Here is an 18,882-nt window from a genome sequence, read left to right on the forward strand (position 1 = left end):
GTCCTTTTATGTCGAACTATATATCTGAAATTATATTATTGGGGGATGTAGCATTTGACTCTTGATACTTTAATATCCCGATTCAACAAAGAACAACAGGAAGTAATAAAGGCCCCTTTGGGAAGCTTGGCAATTAATGCAGCTGCTGGAACGGGTAAGACCAGTACTTTAGCAGCACGCATATTATATTTGCAACTTGAAATGAACATACCGGCTGATTCAATTATAGCCTTATCTTTCTCTAGAACCGCACGAAGTCGATTATTGCAAAAGCTTGAAGAATTTTGTATGGAAATTGGTATGGGTAGCACCGTACCCGTATATACATTTCATGGATTGTCATATCGTATACTAAGATTGGCAATTGAATGTAATGAAACTTGGCTTCGTCCAAATTTCAGGCTGATAGAAGGCAATGAGATATTGAATAATAATTTTGATTATCTTTTCGATAAACCGGAGAGCGCCAAAAAAGTCCCTATTGATTGTTACCTCAAGATATTGGATGAACTTCGACAAGGTTCAAATGACATGGATTGCCTTACAAGACCTAATGAACTACCTTCCAATCAGCACATATGCTGGACTGACGGTAGTAGAAATTTTAATATCAAGACCGATGATCTAAAGAAGCTATGGGCGAGATATAATAACCTGCTTCAAGTTAACAACTGCATAGATTATTGTGGTTTGATTACCGAAGCCATTCGTGTACTCGGAAATTCAGATGGACAAACATTAAAACGGTTGAGAAACGGACTGAAATATATTTTGGTGGATGAGTATCAGGATACATCGCGCGCACAAGAATCATTATTGTTTTCTATTTCCCGGGATGATATTTGCCTTAATGTTGTAGGCGATGCTGGACAAACCATTTATACGTTTAATGGTTCAAGCATATCAAATATTCTAAACTTTGAAGATCGAGCGAGATCTGTTGCCCAAAAAACTCTACCAACCACTTCTCTTATAAGAAACTATCGATCAACCGAGAATATCATAAAGGTTGCAAACCGAATAAATTTGCTGAGTAAAATACCCAACAAACTGATACCGGAATTGAAACTTGTTAATGAAGCGGTAAAGTTGATCCACGCACCATCTCTTCAGCTTGCAGGTGATTATGTTGCATCTGAAATCTCGACTATCTTGAAAAATAGTGGAATTATGCCACAGGAGATTTGTGTGTTGGTCAGAAAGAACACAGAGCATTCTCCCCAAGGAACCATTGTGATGGAAGCGTTAAATGCTCATAATTTGTCTGCAAACGTGATAAGGGATTCCGATGTTGATCACAAACGTGAAATACGCAATTATATTTCTCAAATCTGTATGAGCCCCGACTACTATGGAATGACCATTGTCGAGTTTATTAAGGCAGATACACATCGCTTACTTACCGATATTCCAGAAGGCATTCTATCTGAAGATATCAGAGATGAAATTACGGAATTTCAGAAAATGGGACTTGAATTCTGCTTTGAAATATCGGAAGAGATATATAATACCATTGAATCAGGGAACGAGCCCGAACCGAGTATACTGGATGCAAATATACAGATTCGGACAATTCATTCAGCCAAAGGAGAAGAGTTTAAAGTTGTCTTTCTTTTGTACCTCGGTGACAGAACATTTCCAAATGGAAGTTCTCCAGATATAGACGAGGAAAGAAGATTGCTTTACGTAGGTTTAACCCGTGCCAAGGAAAAGCTTTATGTAATTGGGCACCCAGGAATACACTTTGATAGTTTTTTTGATGAGTGTATGGGGGAAGGTACGGAGTTGATAGAACACTATGAGTTTAACGGTTTTACACCGACTTCCACAGATGACGACAAGATACTCGAATTGGGCGACATAGGGCTTATTAATAATGCGAAAAAGCTCCAGGAAAAAGCGGAACAGAAGTATAAAACCGAGGTGCTAAATTTTTTTGGGGATGATTTCTAAAATCAAGCTGGCAAGGAGAATAAAATATGGCACTAAAACTAATTAAATTGACAGAAGAACAAGAAAAGTGCGTGCAGTTTACTCCAAAAGGAGAATTGTTGATAAGGGGTATTCCGGGTGCCGGAAAAACGACAATTCTTCTTGAAAGAGCGAACTATCTGAACAAGATAGAGTCTAATGAAGGAGATCGAAATGTTTTATTTTTGACTTTTAATCGGGCTTTGTCTACCTATTTAAGACAACTCGCTAAAAAGGCAACCACACAAACACCTGTTGAAGCATTAACCTTTCATACTTGGGGATCGCAGATTCTAAAAGAGATTGGGGCCTTGAACACCAGAAATATTGCTGGAAAAGAACAAGTGGAAATGATTGCTTACGCAAAAAGGACAATCGCAAAATACGGAGACCCCACCTTTCCAAACATTAAAGCAAAAACACCAAAGGTGACCGAATACCAATTAATAAAGTTTCTTAAGGAGGAAGTATCTTGGATTAAGAACAACAACATGAATGAGAGAGAGAAATATTTAAGTTGTGCTCGTACAGGACGGGGAAATCAAATTCAGGTTACTAAATTGCATCGTGAATCCATTTTTGATGTTTATGAGAAATACCAGTCCATACTAACAAGCAAAAATGCACATGATTTTGATGACATTGCCCTTCTGTTACTGATACATGAACGCGAAATCCCTGTGGACCGGAGACCGTTACATGTACTCATCGATGAAGCACAAGACCTGTCTCCTGCACAATTAAAGGTCATCAAATTGCTTGCTGTTAAGAGTCTTACAATTGCAGCCGACAAGGGACAACAAATATATAGAAGATCTTTTACTTGGAAAAGCGTGGATATTGATATAAAAGGAACACGAAGTAAAATACTTAATAAAAGCTTCCGCTCCACCAAACAAATTATTCAACTTGCAAAAAGTTTGCAGGCTCACGATAAGACACTGTTAAACGATTCAGAATTTCTACCATCCACAGATCCGGATATTAAGGGGCCAGTTCCAGAGTTAAGCATGGTTAGCTCAACTGCCGAAGAAAAAAAGCAGCTTATAAAAAAAATTAAAGAACTTATTACAGAATTCCCTACGGATACAATTGGAGTGATTGCACATTCAAATGACCGATTGGATGATATTGCACTTACCTTAGCCGAAGTAAACATTGCTGCAATAAAAATAAAGTCGGATGAGGCCGATTTTCTAACTCAGGGAGTTAAACTTGTTTCGTTTCATTCATCCAAAGGCTTGGAATTCGATCATGTCATCGTAACCGGTCTTCAGGAAGGCAGACTTCCTATCAAACTATCAGATCCAGGTGATGATCCTGATGCTCATGTAGCGACCGAACGTCGCAAGCTGTATGTGGCCATGACTCGTGCTCGATTGACGCTTTCTCTTATTGCTGTTACTCCAATTTCCCAGTTCGTTAGGGAGATGGATTCCAATCTTTATAAGATAGTGTTAAAATTGCGAGAAATCATTTAGAAGATAAATAATTTTTACTCATTATATATATTAAGAAAAGTCTTAGACTAAGCTGTTTTGGAGCTATTATATACCGTTAGTTGAATATGTTGCTCACTGTAATTCTATTCAATAACCCAATCACTTGTACCAGGGCTACCCTTGCACCCGTAAAACTGCCATGGCAGCCCTGCCCTTCTTTATCTAGACTCCCGTATCAGTAAACGCCAACGTGAACCTGGTTCCTGATTCCGTTCTTCTGCCGTAAGCATCCGTTGCAACTGTGTACAGTACATTTTCACCATACTTAAAATCCTGAACGGTCAACATGCGCCATAACAACAAACCCGGCTGACGTCCTGGTATCCCCCCATCTGAGTTCCAAGAGTAATGGAAGGAACGAAGTGGTAGAATCCGATTATTCAGATAGACAGACACAGCCGGAAAACCATGGACTGCTCCTGGGAAGCCCCTCTGAAGCCCCGAGTAATGGAGAATAACTTGCAGGGCATGGAGACTGTTGTTCCCCTTTACGGAACGAAGCATGATCAGAGAGTCGTAGGTTGATGTTCGGATTGAGGGTGCAAAACTCCGTCTGGCCTGGAATTGGGCCAGAATCCGAGGTATTGCTGCCTTAAACTCTGTAATCCGCTTGAGTTGCTGGATGCCGGGTCCTGCATATTGCAACAGGTTGGAATAGAGAACTTGTAGAAGCCTCATCGGGATGGCTCCCCTGATGGCACGAACGATATGGCCGGGTGTTAAAGTAAAGGGGCCTAGAGGGATAAGGAGATTGCCATCCGGACCGGGGATCAAGTTTCCGAGACCCACGTCGTTCAGTAATTTATTGAGCACATCAACGGGATTGCCGCTGCCACCTGTTAGCACATCGGTCCCCCCCCCAAGTGGATCTAAAGGATTGAAGGGACCTATGGACCCAATAGAGCCAAGGCCGCCATAACCAGTCGAACCCCCGCCTCCCGTCACACCAAAAGCGCCAGGCAGACCTGGGATACCCAAACCACTAGGTAGACCCGGAATACCTGATATATCGGGAAGGGTAATCGGTACATCCAGATTGAAAGGAAGATTGAATCCAATTCGATTGAGCTGCCGTTCAATCTCGTCGAATATATACTCCGCAAATCCGGATAAATTATTTTGTACGCTCATAATCTCCAAGATTTTCTCTGGATCGAATTCCACCTGTCCCAAAACCTTGGTTATGGGCGTCAATAATTGTCCGCCGATCACATCTCTGATAACGCGGTCTATAGCTTCTTCCACCGGCTTTCGGACTTCAGCAGGCAATCTACCGATTACTGGATTTGCCAGCTCCTCCCTGATGATTCTTGCCAGCGGACTCGTAATATTATTTCGGACCAATTCCATAAGGGTATCCCTGAAGCGGTTGACTTGTTCCTTGAAAAAATCATCAATGAATTTCTCCAACTGAGCAATAAGCATTTCCAGAAAGGCTTGCAATACGCTTGCGATCACTTTGGTGATGAACTCGTTCATCTTTTTAGCCAGAACTTCCAGCATTCCCAGAGCAACAGCCTTGACGCTGTCAGCTCGTGGAACCCACGTTGGGTCCCTAAGATTCTCTATATAAAAGGAAATAGAGCGCCCTTCAATGGGGGTAAACACCTTAAGAGCATTGTCAAAAAATTTTTGCGAAACAAAATCGCTAAACAGACCCGCAGCTTCCCGAAACCCTGCCTGTAAGGGCTTCCTCATATAAGACATTCCTGTTACTTGAAGAATGTTCATAACGGCAGGGCTCGTGAGCTGGTCGCCTGCGGCGCGGAGTAACTGTCCAATATCTTTCTGTATTTTCATTACGATACCGTTAAATATCCTAATGACGTTGCGTCCGATCAACGTTAGTAATACTGAGGATACAGCTTCCCGAATCAGCTTCCTGTCATAATTACCTTGACCCATAACGTAAGGCAGAGTCACCTCAGCCGCCAACTCCAGCGCCGGAATTAATCCGCCCCGTAGCAGGATGCCCAATTCCCGGTTGCCCGCAAAGGCCCGATCCATGGCACTGTTAAAACTCGGGGTACCGATCACCCGGGGGACGAATGCCTGAAGTCCAGCGGTCAGCTTCTGCAGAAGCTCCGTTTCAGCCGAAGTGTCCCCTCCGGTATAGGCAAACATTGCCCTTATGCTTTCTTCCATCCCCCCTGGGAAGGCGGAACTGTATATTCCGGCGACAAGTTGAGCTTCCTTCGATTGCCCTAACAGGCGGTGCAGTGGAATGTGCAGCAGATATACGGTCAGGTTTTCGATGGAGAGTTCTGCGTCTGGACTACGACCCAGTTGGGAGTTAATGGTTTTCGATATTCTATCCGGCACTTGAGCGCTTAAGGAACCGCTGAACTTAAATGGTTCTGTAAGATTTTCCATCATCTGAGTATTCAACGTATTCAATACCTGTAGGGCGGCCCAACGGATGGTTTCGTCTTGTACAACGGAAAGCCTTTCGATAAACCAACGTTGCCCTTCCTGCAGGATAATGGTTATGCTGCGTGCACCCGCCTGCTCTCTTGGCAGTTCACCGATCTCATAAGCCAACCTCGCGGCCGAAATAAGCGGGGCTTGCAGGGAAAGGAATTGAGACATCTGATCCGCTGATAAGCCACCTTGTGCCGCTGTAGAAATGATCTTCAAAACAGCAGCGCCCGAAAATCGGGTCACAAGTCTCCGCGGGCTTTTGAAATTGACCTCCACATACCCCCTATAGCCAGCTCCCACCTTAAACCCGTAACCAGTTTCGAATAACAATTGAAAGCCTGATTGAGCTCTTTCTCCTGCCGCCAAAAAAGATCCAGTAGCAACTAAGTTCGCATAGGCCATAATTGCGATTGCAGCTTGTGCATACACGACCCCACTGATATCGACTTCTTTCAGCAGCAGCTCAAACAACTCAGCAGGTGCCCCCTGCATATCTGGTAATCCGAGCACAGCATTCTTAAGCTCTCCTATGGTCATCGTCGGTCTTAAACCAATCCCTGCCGCCAGTTGGGCAATGGCCTGTAGTCTAATTGCAAGCCCTGCTTCCTCAAACAAATCAAGGGGGCTCTGAGCCTGAACACGTAATTCAGCCTTCGCTCCAATTTCGGCAAAAACTGGAACGTTCTTCATCTGGTTAAACGAAGTTTTGATACCCTCAAGTGCACTTGCATCAATATCTACTCCACGCCTTAAGGAGGTATGGGCTTCATAATCGATAAGCTTACCGCCTGCCACCTCGTTCCAAGATACTACTTTTCCCGATTCATCTTTGAAGATTTGACGGTTTGGATCAGTTTCGGGCAATAATTTCAACCCCTTTCAAAAGAAAATACATTCCCAGTATATGACCTAGCGCATAAATCATGTTTAAAAGGGAGAAGAGACAATGCCCCTGCGAAAGCTGTCCAGAGACAAATTCATTTGGAATAAACCACATGGGACTCTCCTCTTCCAAAACAGCTTTGCAAATTTTAGGCTAACTGGCCCTTATAAGTTCACTGATAAAAAATGCCACACAGCAGAGGCTGTGTGGCTAGGTTTTACATTAAAAGGGGAGCGTTTTATTCTATTATTGAAGCAATCTGCCTGTTAGCTTAAATGTGCTGTTAGTCTAAACTTCGTATTTACGATCTAATTCTTAATTTCACTCTAGCAATTTATTTCCCTTGGACAATCAGTTCTTATAATATCGCTTTAATTTCAAATTTATTATTTCTCCAATTTCTTGTTTATCTTCTAGGTTTAGCTTTCGTAAATTTGAAACTAGTCTTAGTTCAAACTCATCTATTTGGATATGAAATAATCCTATGTTAGAATTCACTGGCCCCTCAAGTAGCAGCCATTCTAAATCAATATTAAAATTTAGTTTTAAAGCAATTATAGTTTCAACGGATGGCCTGTATTTATCTTTTTCCAATTCACTTAATGTACCTTGAGAAACGCCAATAATTGATGAAAATTCAGTCTGATTAAGCTTATTCATTTTTCGTATAATTTTTATCTTTTCTCCCAAAGTTTTCATTAATCCACCCACAATCAATAAAATACAAACAGTCCCGATTAAGAGTTTTCATCGGGACTGTTTAAGTTTGGATATCAAGCTTTTTTATAGACGGATTTTATAATTATTAGTTTCAAAAGAATATGTTGTCATTAAATACACTTATCGACAAATAAAGATCGTTTTCTAGAGTCATAATTAATAATAATCGATCACAAGTTGCTATAAATTAGAACACAACTTTATTGTCTATTTCTCGATTTGTACACAACTTTATTGTTTTGTACACAACTTTATTGTCCGAAGACAGATACGTGCTCATCGGGCTTTTTATTAAATACTTACTAAGAAGAAATATTCTTGTTATCTGTCATTAATAGTACACAACTTTAATGTCTAGTACATGACTTTATTGTCTGTACACAACATTAATTTAGAATTTTACTAAAGCTTATTCTACGGTAACGCTTTTCGCCAGGTTACGTGGTTTATCAACATCATGACCCAGCGCAAGAGAAGCGTAGTAAGCCAACAGTTGGAGAGATACAACCGAAATTGCAGCAGACAGAATTGGAAGTGTTTTCGGAATGGCAAATACCTGATCCACGGACTTCAACAACTCAACTGCGTGCTCTTCGTACGTAATCGCAAGAACATCTGCACCACGAGCCTTGACTTCCTTAATGTTGCTCACGGTTTTCTCCAACACGGATTCCTGTGTTACCAAAGCGATAACTGGAATTCCCTCTTCGATCAATGCCAGTGTACCATGCTTCAGCTCACCAGCAGCATATGCCTCGGAATGAATGTAGGAGATTTCCTTGAGCTTCAGGGAGCCTTCCTGTACTACAGCATAGTCCTGACCGCGACCAATAAAGAACAGGTGCTTGTGGCTTGCAATTTGCTCAGCATAGGATTTGATCGCATCTGCTTTACCCAGCATCTCTTCCACTTGCTCTGGCAGAGATTCCATAGCAGCCAGCACATGGGCTACTTGCTCATCCGTTTGTGTGCCACGCACTTGAGCGAGATACAAACCAAACAGATAGAACGCAATCAACTGCGAAGAATAGGCTTTAGTGGAGGCTACGGCAATTTCCGGTCCTGCCAGTGTAACCAACACATCATCTGCATCACGAGCGATGGAGCTACCGACTACGTTTGTAATCGCCAGTACATGAGCGCCGTTTGCTTGTGCTTCACGCAGTGCTGCCAACGTGTCAGCAGTTTCACCGGATTGGCTCACCACGATCACCAATGTTTCTGGTGTTACGATAGGTGAACGATAACGGTATTCGGAAGCCACATCATTTTCTACCGGTATACGAGCCAGACTTTCAATAACGGTACGACCAATCAAACCAGCATTGTAAGCTGTACCACACGCAACAATTTGAATGTTGCGGATATTTTTAATTTGTTCTTCTGTCAGCTTCAGCTCAGGAAGAACAACTTTTTTAGTATCTTTATCGATACGGCCCAACATTGTGTCACGATAAGCCTTAGGCTGCTCGTGAATTTCTTTCAGCATGAAATGCTCATAGCCGCCTTTTTCTGCTGTTACAGCATCCCATTCGACATGAATCATTTCCCGAGAAATAAATTGGCCTTCGATTGTCATTAATTCGACAGCATCACTGGTCAAAACAGCCATTTCACCATCGTTCAAAATAAACACATTGCGTGTATACTTCAGAATAGCCGGAATGTCGGAACCGATAAAGTTCTCGCCTTCTCCCACACCAATAACCAGCGGGCTAGCCTGACGAACAGCAACCAGCTTATTAGGCTCATGCTCTGTCAGCACACCCAGTGCAAAAGCACCGCGCATAAAGGTAATTGCTTTTTGTACTGCTTTAACGATATCCCCTTTATATTCACGCGCAACCAGATGGGAAATAACTTCGGTGTCCGTTTCGGAAATAAAGGTATGACCTTCGCTGATCAGCTGCTCCTTCAGCTCCAGATAATTCTCAATAATTCCGTTGTGAACTACAGAGAACTTTTGACTCTCATCCAAATGTGGATGGGAGTTTTCATCAGAAGGCTTACCGTGCGTTGCCCAACGTGTATGCCCGATACCTGCATGGCCTACCAACGGCGTACCATCCAGTTTAGCTTCCAGATTCGCCAGACGACCTTTAGCCTTGGCTACTTGCAATCCTGAATCTGTAAACACGGCAATACCCGCAGAGTCATAACCGCGATACTCCAGCTTCTTCAATCCGTCAATCAATACCTCTTGCGTATTCTGATTACCAATATATCCTACAATGCCACACATATTCGTTATCCTCCCGATCATCATTTCACAAGACGACTCATCACAGGACTAACGTGTGCGGTAGATTGTGGAATAAAGTTCATTCATCTATGAAGTTGTCAATGATAACTATAGAATTTACAGGCATCTCTTCACGAATGTAACGAAATTCCCAAACCGCGCACGCCAATGATGATGGCCGCACATTCATGAAATGAATCTTATAATTTAGGTTATAAAATAATAAAGGCATCTACCGGTGCGTTGTGTAAACAGTTGCCTGTTCATTTTCCGCTGCCGGTTTACGGCTTGATGCTTCACCGGAAGGTCCCCGCCGAATGTTTCGAACACCTTCACCTCGTCAGCTTGTTTTGTCGTGAACCGATCTGCAAGCAACTTTATTTCAACTGAATCCGTTGCTTCTCCACCAAGTTCCCCCGCACAAAATCAAGCTCTGGCGCTTGTATTACGTTACCTTACAACCCTCGCTTTCTCTATCTGAGTCACAGCATCCCTATATTATATTCAGCTAAGTATCATTTGGCAATGACACTTTATTCATAATTACACCATGAAGGCAATAAATCGCTAGTAAATAACCGCAAACGCCGTTGCCTGCTTCTTTTTCACAGGCAACCGACGTTTACAAAATTTTAAACTAATTCTTTCTTCACGACATCTACGATCTGACCGACAAATTGCTCCAGCTCATCTTTATCCGGGCCTTCGGCCATCACACGAATGAGCGATTCTGTGCCTGAAGCACGAACCAGTACACGCCCATTATCGCCCAATTGTTGTTCCACCTGCTCAATTGCTTCTGCAATAGCAGGATTCCCCTCGTAATTGCGTTTGTCCTGCACACGCACATTTACGAGCACTTGCGGATACTGTTTCATGAGCGACTTTAGCTCACTCATTTTCTTGCCGGAAGCTTTCAAGGTATCTACCAGCTGAATCCCAGTCAGCATGCCATCGCCTGTCGTATTGTGATCCAGGAAAATAACATGACCAGACTGCTCACCGCCCAGATTAAATCCACCCCGACGCATTTCTTCCATCACATAACGGTCCCCGACCGCAGTTTTTGCAGTCTTGAGTGCCAGCTTTTCAGTAGCTTTATAAAAACCGATATTACTCATCACTGTCGATACAATAGTGCTGTCCTTGAGTTTTCCAGCGCGGTTCATTGCATCTCCGCAAATGCAGAGAATATAGTCGCCGTCTACCTCTTCCCCGTTCTCATCAATTGCGATCAGACGGTCGGCATCGCCGTCAAAGGCCAGACCAATATCCGCTTTCAAGCGGCGCACTTCCTCTTTCAGCTTTTCAGGATGAGTCGAGCCGCAATGATCATTGATGTTCAAACCGTTAGGCTCGGCACCGATGGTGTGCACCTCAGCTCCCAATTCTGCAAAAAGCTTCGGCGCCAGCTCATAAGCTGCTCCGTTTGCACAATCCAGTACAATTTTTATTCCTTCAAAAGAATGGCTAATTGTTGTTTTCAAGAACTCCAGATAATCGTAACGGGAATGCTCGTCTACAACAACCGTTCCCAATCCGCCGCCAATCGGACGAGGCAGTTGGTCTTCTTTTGCATCCATGAGCTCTTCAATTTTCAATTCCGTTTCGTCTGTCAATTTAAAACCGTCACCGCCAAAAAACTTAATGCCGTTATCTTCAACTGGATTGTGTGATGCTGAGATCATTACACCAGCGTCAGCTTTCAATTGACGTGTGAGATATGCCACCCCAGGCGTCGAAACAATACCTAGGCGAACCACATTAGCTCCAATGGACAGCAAACCGGCTACAAGAGCCGATTCCAGCATCAGACCGGATATCCGTGTATCCATACCAATAACAACTGTCGGTTTCTCTACATTACCTGCTAAAACATATCCGCCGCAGCGGCCAATGCTATATGCCAGTTCGGCTGTAAGTTCCTGATTAGCAACGCCTCGTACACCATCTGTACCAAAATATTTCCCCATGTAAAATGACTCCCTTTTTTTGTCTAATAAATCATGATTATTTACTACAGATAAAACATGTTATGGCTGACTGTTCTCCGGGGTTCCATTCGCAGAAGAATCTGCGCCGTTATGAGGATTTGTTTTATCCTCCGCAGCTGCGTTGTCCCCGGTCTTAACGTCAGAGTTTCCACTTTGATTGCCTTGCCCCTCCTGTGGCCTCTCCTGCCCCTTTTCGCCACTACCAGAGGGGTTTGATTCATTCTCACTATTCGGATTCGTTACAGCAGGCGTAGAAGGGATCTCAATGTTGATCGTTGCCTTTAGTTGGCCAGCATTTCCGGCTTGCGTAATATATTTAGGCAAGCCTACTTTCAGAGTAACCTCGTGTTGACCAGCCGCGAGGCCACTTACATCTGCCACCAAACTAATATCATCATTGGTTAAATTGTTTACCAGATCCTGCGGGCCCTTCACAGTAACATCCATCGTCTTGCCTGCGGGCGCTGTAACAGTCGCAGTCGCTCCATCTCCTGCACCTTGTAAAACGATTGGGATGCCTGACAGCGTCCGTTCCGTATCTGTGACTTCATTGGAAGGAACAACAGTCACCTGAATTTGTATGGACCCTGGCTCGATTTTATCAGAACCTGAGGGGGCTGCCAAATTAGCTTGAACTGTACGAGTCCCCGCTTCCGTAAATTGGCTTAAATCCAATGTAGCCGTGACGTAAGAGCTGAGGCTGCTCAATACATCCTGCGATGCATATACCGCCGCTTCCTTCACGTTTGCATTCACTTTAGAAAGCACCAGTCCGTCTGGCAACTCTCCGGAATAGACAATCTTAACAGGCACAGACTTCGCCTGCTGAGTTACCGGAATTTCAACGGACACAGTAGACGGCTCAATGACCGCTCCCGTAAGTTCCTGTCCCTTTTTATTATAAGCCTTCAGTTTTACACGCTTCTGTTCAAACTTTTCTGAGATGCCATCCGTATTAACAGCCCCCAGAACGGCAGTGACGGTACTCAACTGGCTTTTGGGCAAGGTGACCTTCACGGTCTGAGGAGCAATCACAGGCTTACCAAGCTGCAGTCCCGCATCTGGGTTTCCTTTAGGAACTATAGATACATTAAATGATTTCGTTTGTTTTTCCTCAATCGTCACCGTAACACGGTTAGGAGTCATAGATACCAACTCCACTCCATCCGGCAAGTCCGGTTCGAGTGACAATGTTTTAGTACCTGCTCCTAAGCCGTTTAAGTTTAGCTTTGCTTGATAATTATCCGCAAAAAAGGAAGTCAACACAGAACGCTGTCCTCTGACCTCCATCTTAACATGGTCAGTATCCATGGTTGACAATACATATTTTGAATCATCCAGACCACTGGCCTGAATGGCTACATTATCAATCACTTTATTATTATAAGAAACGGTCAGCGTAGATGAAGGTGTACCTGTATCTAGATGGACCATTCCCCACAGCAGGATAGCAACCGCAAGCGCCAATATCTTGGAAATCGTATTATTGTTAATCCATTTGTCCATCATGAATTTCCACGGCCTCCCCTCCGATTCCAGAATGAGCCGCGTTTTTCCTTCAAAGACGGTGTTGGCCGCAACTCCTCATACAGCTTGGAGATTAGGGATTCTTCCTTAATGTCGCGCACGACCTGTCCATTAATGGCCAAAGAAATTTGTCCTGTTTCCTCCGATACCACGACAGTTACGGCATCCGTTACCTCACTCACCCCAATCGCAGCCCGGTGACGGGTTCCCAGCTCTTTGCTAATGAACGGATTTTCCGATAATGGCAAATAACAGGCCGCAGAAGCAATATGTTTATTTTGAATAATCACCGCACCATCATGCAGAGGTGTATTAGGAATGAAGATGTTAATTAGCAGTTCAGAACTGACTACAGCCTGTGTCTTGATACCAGACTCCGTATATTCGTTTAGCCCGGTCTCGCGCTCAAATACGACCAAAGCTCCTATTTTCCTACGTGATAAATAATTCAGCGCCTTAATCATTTCTCCGATTAACTTGTTAATCTCTTCATCATCCGCAGACGAACGCCCAAATAATTTGCCACGCCCCAATTGCTCCAGTGCACGACGCAACTCAGGCTGGAAAATAATAAAGATAGCCACCACACCAAAGGTGAACATCTGATTCATCAACCACTTGAGCGTATACAAATCAAACCAGGTGCTAACCGCCCAAATGACAACCAGAAACAGAATCCCTTTCAACAATTGAACTGCACGCGTTCCGCGAACAAGTAAAATAAGCTGATACATAATATAGGTTACGATCAAAATGTCGATAATATCTTTAATGGACTCTTTCCAAGTCAGGTCCGCAAAATAATCCAACATGCGCATGCCCCCGCAATTTTCTGTAGTGAGTGGGTGTAATATGTACACAGTGTGCTCTCTCTATCTAGGTTATAACGATCAGGCTCACGTTGCAAGCTGTGTGACAAAAGAACCGCCAAAATCAGTAAAATACAGTACAATTCGCCAGCTTCATATACAAAAAAACGCCTTTTCCAGCGGAAAGAGGCGCTCGATATCGTCCTTGCCATTTCAAGCTTCTTTTATGGAGAAGAAGGTCCCCCGAATAAATCAGTAACCTTGTACCAAATCCAATCCAAGGTTTGATCAATACTTTTAACCTGTCCTGCAATATGGGCGGTGGACGCTTGATAATAAGAACCATCAATTACAGTGACATTTCCTTCCACTTCGCCGTATACACGGGCTTCACCATTTTGCACTGTTAAATCTCCGGCAATGGATTTCCCCTCAGGCACAATCACAGTATCGCCCTGAATAACAACTTGATCCAGATGACTTCCTTTGACTACCAATTGATGGTCCGTGCTAGAAAAGCTGGCCATGCTTGAGCATATAACAATAAGGAAGAAGGCGGCGGCTGTTACAGCGGGATGCCTTTTCACCCAGGTCAGCATAGGCACCGCAGTCTGTCTTTTATGCGGCGGCAAAGCATTCATAATGCGAAATGTCAGCTCATCCGATACACACGGCACTTGATGATAGCGTGTACCGTAAAGCATCGCATCCGTCCGCTCCAGCTCTTTAAAACGCATGCGGCATTCCGGGCAGTCTAACAAGTGCTGTTCCAACTCATGTTTGTCCTGCTCAGACAGGTCGCCATCTAGATAGTCATGCATAAAAGAGACGGCTTGTTTGCAATCCATATGAGCCAATCCTTTCTAATATTCTTCCGTGTTTCTCAACATAACATGCTCCGGCTTAGAAACTTTGCTCATCTTACATACGTTACAACGAGCATTATGTTTCATAAAAACATCTACGCAGACTCTTTTCCTAGAATCTATGCGCATGATCTATAGCTTGTGCTCCAGTTTTTTGCGCAGAAAATCCCGTCCCCTGTGTACTCTTGTCTTAATAGTGGTGACTGGGAGATTGAGCACATCGCTGATTTCCTGTAAGGAAAGCTCCTGCAAGTACCGTAAAACCATAATCGTTCTGTATTTATCCGGAAGGCTGTCGATGGCGTCATGAATCAAGGCCTGTGTTTCAGACAGAAGCGTGCTCCCCTCAGGGGTAAGCTCTTCACTGGCGAGCATGGCGTACCCATCGACACCTTCCTGATCATTCATTTCAGCATCAAGTGAGTATGTAGGTTTTCTCCTTCGCAGACGATCAATGCACAGATTTGTAGCAATTCGATAAATCCAAGTTGAGAATTTCTGTCCATGATCGTATTTTTCCAAATTACGATACACACGCAAAAAAGTTTCCTGCACCAGATCCTCCGCCTCATGGCGATTACCTAGCATCCGGTAGGAAAGATGAAAAATCCGATCTTTATATAACTCGACTAACTCCGCAAAAGCTCGCTGATCGCCTTTCTGTACCAGCCTTACCAAGCGGCTTTCCATATTATCCACTCTATACTCCCCCAGACTTGCTGATGGGTTACTTATTATATGTTTATGATTATTCATCGTAGTTTAATTTTATCCGGAAATCAACTGTAGTATTGTTAATAACTGCAAGCACGCCTGCCATCAATATACAAACAGCACAATCGGGCACCCCATGAGTACCCGATTGCCTGTATTCGTACAACCGTACTATATCAGCCCGTATTTCTCAAGCCTGCGGCAATTCCGTTAATCGTCAACAATACCTCACGTAGCATCTCCGTATCATCACCGTTCTGATCCCGCAGCTCACGTAGCTCACTTAGCAATTGAACCTGCAAGTAACTTAACGGATCGACATAAGGATTACGCAAGCGGATAGATTCCTGAATAACCGGCACGTCGTCCAAAATCTCGGATTGTCCGGTTATTTTCAAAATCAACTCAGATGTCAGCTTAAACTCCGCTGAAATCTGCCCGAAAATACGCTGCCGGGCCTCTTCATTATCCGACATCCCAGCGTACTCTTCTGCAATCAGTAAATCCGCTTTAGCGATTGCCATTTGCAGTGTATCAATAAGTGACCGGAAGAAAGCAGAGTCCCTAAACATCGTTTGCAGCACTTTAAGGTTATCCTCATTGTTTTGATAGAAGCTTTGCAAACCTGTTCCAGCCGCATACCATGCAGGTAACAAGTAACGGCTTTGTGTCCATGCAAAAACCCATGGAATGGCGCGCAAGTCCTCAAAACGTTCGCTGTTCTTACGCTTGGATGGACGAGATCCAATGTTGAGCTCGCCCACCTCAGGCAACGGTGTAGATTCTTTGAAGAAGTTGAAGAAATCTGGATCTCGGAAAATCAAATCCTGATACTTATCCAGTGATACTTGGGAAATGCGGGCGATAATCTCCTCCCAGCTCTCCTCAAACACTTCCTTCTTCCCGGAACGATGATATGCTACAGCCGTAATCAGCGCCGATGTTGCCTGCTCCAAGCTCCGGTACGCGATACCTCTGAGCGAGTATCGGGATGATAGTACTTCACCTTGCTCCGTAATCTTGATTCCGCCTCCAATCGTATGAGGAGGTTGAGCCAAAATACTGCGATTAAGTGGCATTCCTCCACGACCCAGCGCACCTCCACGACCGTGGAAAAACTTCACTTTTACGCCAAACTCATTAACTACTTCCGTAATGCTGTTCATAGCGACCCGAAGTTCCCAGTTCGCTGTAACCACACCGCCATCTTTATTGCTGTCCGAGTATCCCAGCATAATCTCCTGAAGCTGGTCCATCGCAGCCACAGATTGTCGATATACAGGCAAGTTCATCAATCTTCTCATAATATCAGGTGCAGCGTGCAGATCATCTATCGTTTCGAACAAAGGGACAGATTGCAGCGTACAGATAACAGTGCCATCCTTCTCGATGCGGAACAGGCCTACCTCTTTGGATAAGACCATAACCTCCAGTAAGTCACTAGCTCCCTGAGTCATACTGATCAAGTAGCTTGTAATGGACTGCTTGCCGAATTCCTCCTGAGCCAAATAAATCGTACGATATACATCAAGACATTCCTGTGTGCTATCGCTATATTTTAAATAAGGTGAAGTAATCGGACGAGGTTCATTCAGCAGCTTTTCCAGCAGATTAATTTTTTCTTCTTCTGACAGCTTACTGTAATCCGACACAATATTCATTTTAGAAAGAATTTCAGTCATCGCATTTTCATGTTCCTGACTATGCTGACGGACATCCAGCGTAGCTGTATGGAATCCAAACAACTCTACCTGGCGAATCATCTTTTGAATATACGTGTTTGCCACATAATCGGCAAAATGATGACGCAGACTGTGGTCAATAACATTTAGGTCTGCAATGAGCTCTTCCGCAGAATTGTAACGCTCATTGGTACCCTGTTTGCTTTCATCCAGGATGTTGTTCACTTTAGCAATCATATATGCCAGTTTAATGCGGTAAGGCTCTTTTTCGTTATGCCATACTTCCATCTTTTTAAGTGTAATGTGAGTACGGTCTTCTTCAATAGAAGCCAGCAGAGCATCGGAAACTCGCACAATGCTGGTGCTGAAACTCAAGTAACCCATGAGTTCCTTTAACGTGTGCTGATATTCTCTCAAAGCCAACTTGCGCTGCATACGTAACGTTTCCCAAGTCACATGAGATGTCACAGACGGATTGCCGTCCCGGTCTCCACCGATCCAGGAACCAAATCTCAGATAAGTGGGTATGTGCCATTTTTGTTCGGGATAATATTTGTCTAAACATCGTTCCAATTCTTGATATACATCTGGCAGTACATGAAACAAGGTCTCGTGAAAATAATACATTCCATTTCTTACTTCATCTAATACAGTTGGCTTGCGATCACGCAGCTCATCTGTCTGCCACAGCGTAATTACTTCGTTTAGCAGATTCTCCCGTACCTGTTCCCGCTCACGCAAGGTAAGCATCGGATTATCCAGCAGCATGACGTCCTCGGAAATGCGCTTATGGATATCAAGTATTACTCGTCGTGTCGCTTCTGTAGGATGTGCGGTCATGACCAGCTCCAAAGAGAGCTCATTCAGCAAGTTACTAACGTCCTCAGCGGAGAAGCCCCCTTGTTTAAGCTCCTGAACGGAACTTTCAATGGAACCAGGTTGAACATCTTCACCAGCCGAATGCTCATAATCCCGCTTACGACGAATACGATGGTTTTGCTCAGCGATATTCACCAACTGAAAATAAATCGCAAACGCGCGAATAACCTGGTGACGAATATCCGTATCCAGTCCGCTGACCATTTGTTTGAAATTCTCATACAACTCCGGCTGATACCCGGCACGTAACGATTTACTTATCTCACGTATTTTCTCCACGATATCCAAAAGTTCGTTGCCACCCTGATGAACCAATACCTCACCAAGAATATTCCCTAGAAAACGAACGTCCCGCCGCAGCAGATTGTTGGATTGGTTTTTGTTAGCGGTTAACGTAAGCTCAGTCATGCTTTTCCCCCCATCTGATCTGTTCCACACCATATACAGTTGTAGAAAAGGTACGTATACACACGAAATTTGACACTTTCTTAACATCATACAATAAAACCGCATGAAAAGCTGCAAAATTTACAGTAAAAAATCATCTTTTTGAATTACTTCTTTCGAGAAAATATTGGATTCTTATGAATAAATATGAAATTAATAAATAGAAATTAATGTATACACTAGTGATGCGTGAAACATTATGCACAGTCTCTTATAAAGAGTGTG

11 protein-coding genes are annotated in these 18,882 nt (G+C 43.7%); 2 read left to right on the plus strand and 9 right to left on the minus strand.

Annotation, left to right across the window (positions count from 1 at the left end; all coding sequences use genetic code 11):
* Positions 1-54: 54 nt before the first annotated feature.
* Both NSS94_RS21585 and NSS94_RS21590 read left to right on the plus strand, forming a co-directional pair.
* On the plus strand, positions 55-1,953 hold the full coding sequence (locus NSS94_RS21585) for an ATP-dependent helicase (protein ID WP_341040119.1): 1,899 nt from the start codon (positions 55-57) through the stop codon (positions 1,951-1,953).
* A gap of 26 nt (positions 1,954-1,979) precedes the next feature.
* A complete protein-coding gene (locus NSS94_RS21590) occupies positions 1,980-3,452 on the plus strand; it encodes an ATP-dependent helicase (RefSeq protein WP_341040121.1) in 1,473 nt (490 codons plus the stop codon).
* 183 nt (positions 3,453-3,635) lie between these two features.
* Here NSS94_RS21590 and NSS94_RS21595 read toward each other — a convergent pair whose 3' ends face one another.
* The 9 genes from NSS94_RS21595 to ppc form a co-directional block, all read right to left on the minus strand.
* A complete protein-coding gene (locus tag NSS94_RS21595) occupies positions 3,636-6,758 on the minus strand; it encodes a hypothetical protein (protein WP_341040122.1) in 3,123 nt (1,040 codons plus the stop codon).
* A 370-nt stretch (positions 6,759-7,128) separates the two neighbouring features.
* On the minus strand, positions 7,129-7,476 hold the full coding sequence (locus NSS94_RS21600) for a helix-turn-helix domain-containing protein (RefSeq protein WP_341040123.1): 348 nt from the start codon (positions 7,474-7,476) through the stop codon (positions 7,129-7,131).
* Positions 7,477-7,906: 430 nt separating this feature from the next.
* Positions 7,907-9,739 (minus strand): glutamine--fructose-6-phosphate transaminase (isomerizing), encoded by a 1,833-nt coding sequence (gene glmS / locus NSS94_RS21605; RefSeq protein ID WP_029516807.1) that lies wholly within the window; start codon positions 9,737-9,739, stop codon positions 7,907-7,909.
* 632 nt (positions 9,740-10,371) lie between these two features.
* Positions 10,372-11,712: a phosphoglucosamine mutase gene (gene glmM / locus NSS94_RS21610; protein WP_029516808.1), complete on the minus strand. Its 1,341-nt coding sequence runs from the start codon at positions 11,710-11,712 to the stop codon at positions 10,372-10,374.
* A 60-nt stretch (positions 11,713-11,772) separates the two neighbouring features.
* Entirely contained in the window at positions 11,773-13,242 is a 1,470-nt protein-coding gene (locus tag NSS94_RS21615) for a CdaR family protein (protein WP_069011563.1), read from the minus strand.
* Entirely contained in the window at positions 13,239-14,072 is an 834-nt protein-coding gene (gene cdaA, locus NSS94_RS21620) for a diadenylate cyclase CdaA (protein ID WP_341040124.1), read from the minus strand. The genes NSS94_RS21615 and cdaA overlap by 4 nt, the downstream gene beginning before the upstream one ends.
* Positions 14,073-14,293: 221 nt before the next feature.
* Positions 14,294-14,917 carry an anti-sigma factor gene (locus tag NSS94_RS21625; protein WP_307353483.1) on the minus strand — a complete coding sequence of 208 codons (624 nt, stop codon included), beginning with the start codon at positions 14,915-14,917 and terminating at the stop codon, positions 14,294-14,296.
* Positions 14,918-15,067: 150 nt separating this feature from the next.
* Positions 15,068-15,634, minus strand: coding sequence for an RNA polymerase sigma factor SigW (gene sigW / locus NSS94_RS21630; RefSeq protein ID WP_016818747.1), 567 nt, complete (start codon positions 15,632-15,634; stop codon positions 15,068-15,070).
* Between the two features lie 191 nt (positions 15,635-15,825).
* Positions 15,826-18,618 (minus strand): phosphoenolpyruvate carboxylase, encoded by a 2,793-nt coding sequence (gene ppc, locus NSS94_RS21635; protein ID WP_341040125.1) that lies wholly within the window; start codon positions 18,616-18,618, stop codon positions 15,826-15,828.
* Positions 18,619-18,882: the final 264 nt, after the last annotated feature.

The organism is Paenibacillus sp. FSL L8-0644 (assembly GCF_038008165.1).
GTDB classification, from domain to species: domain Bacteria; phylum Bacillota; class Bacilli; order Paenibacillales; family Paenibacillaceae; genus Paenibacillus; species Paenibacillus polymyxa_D.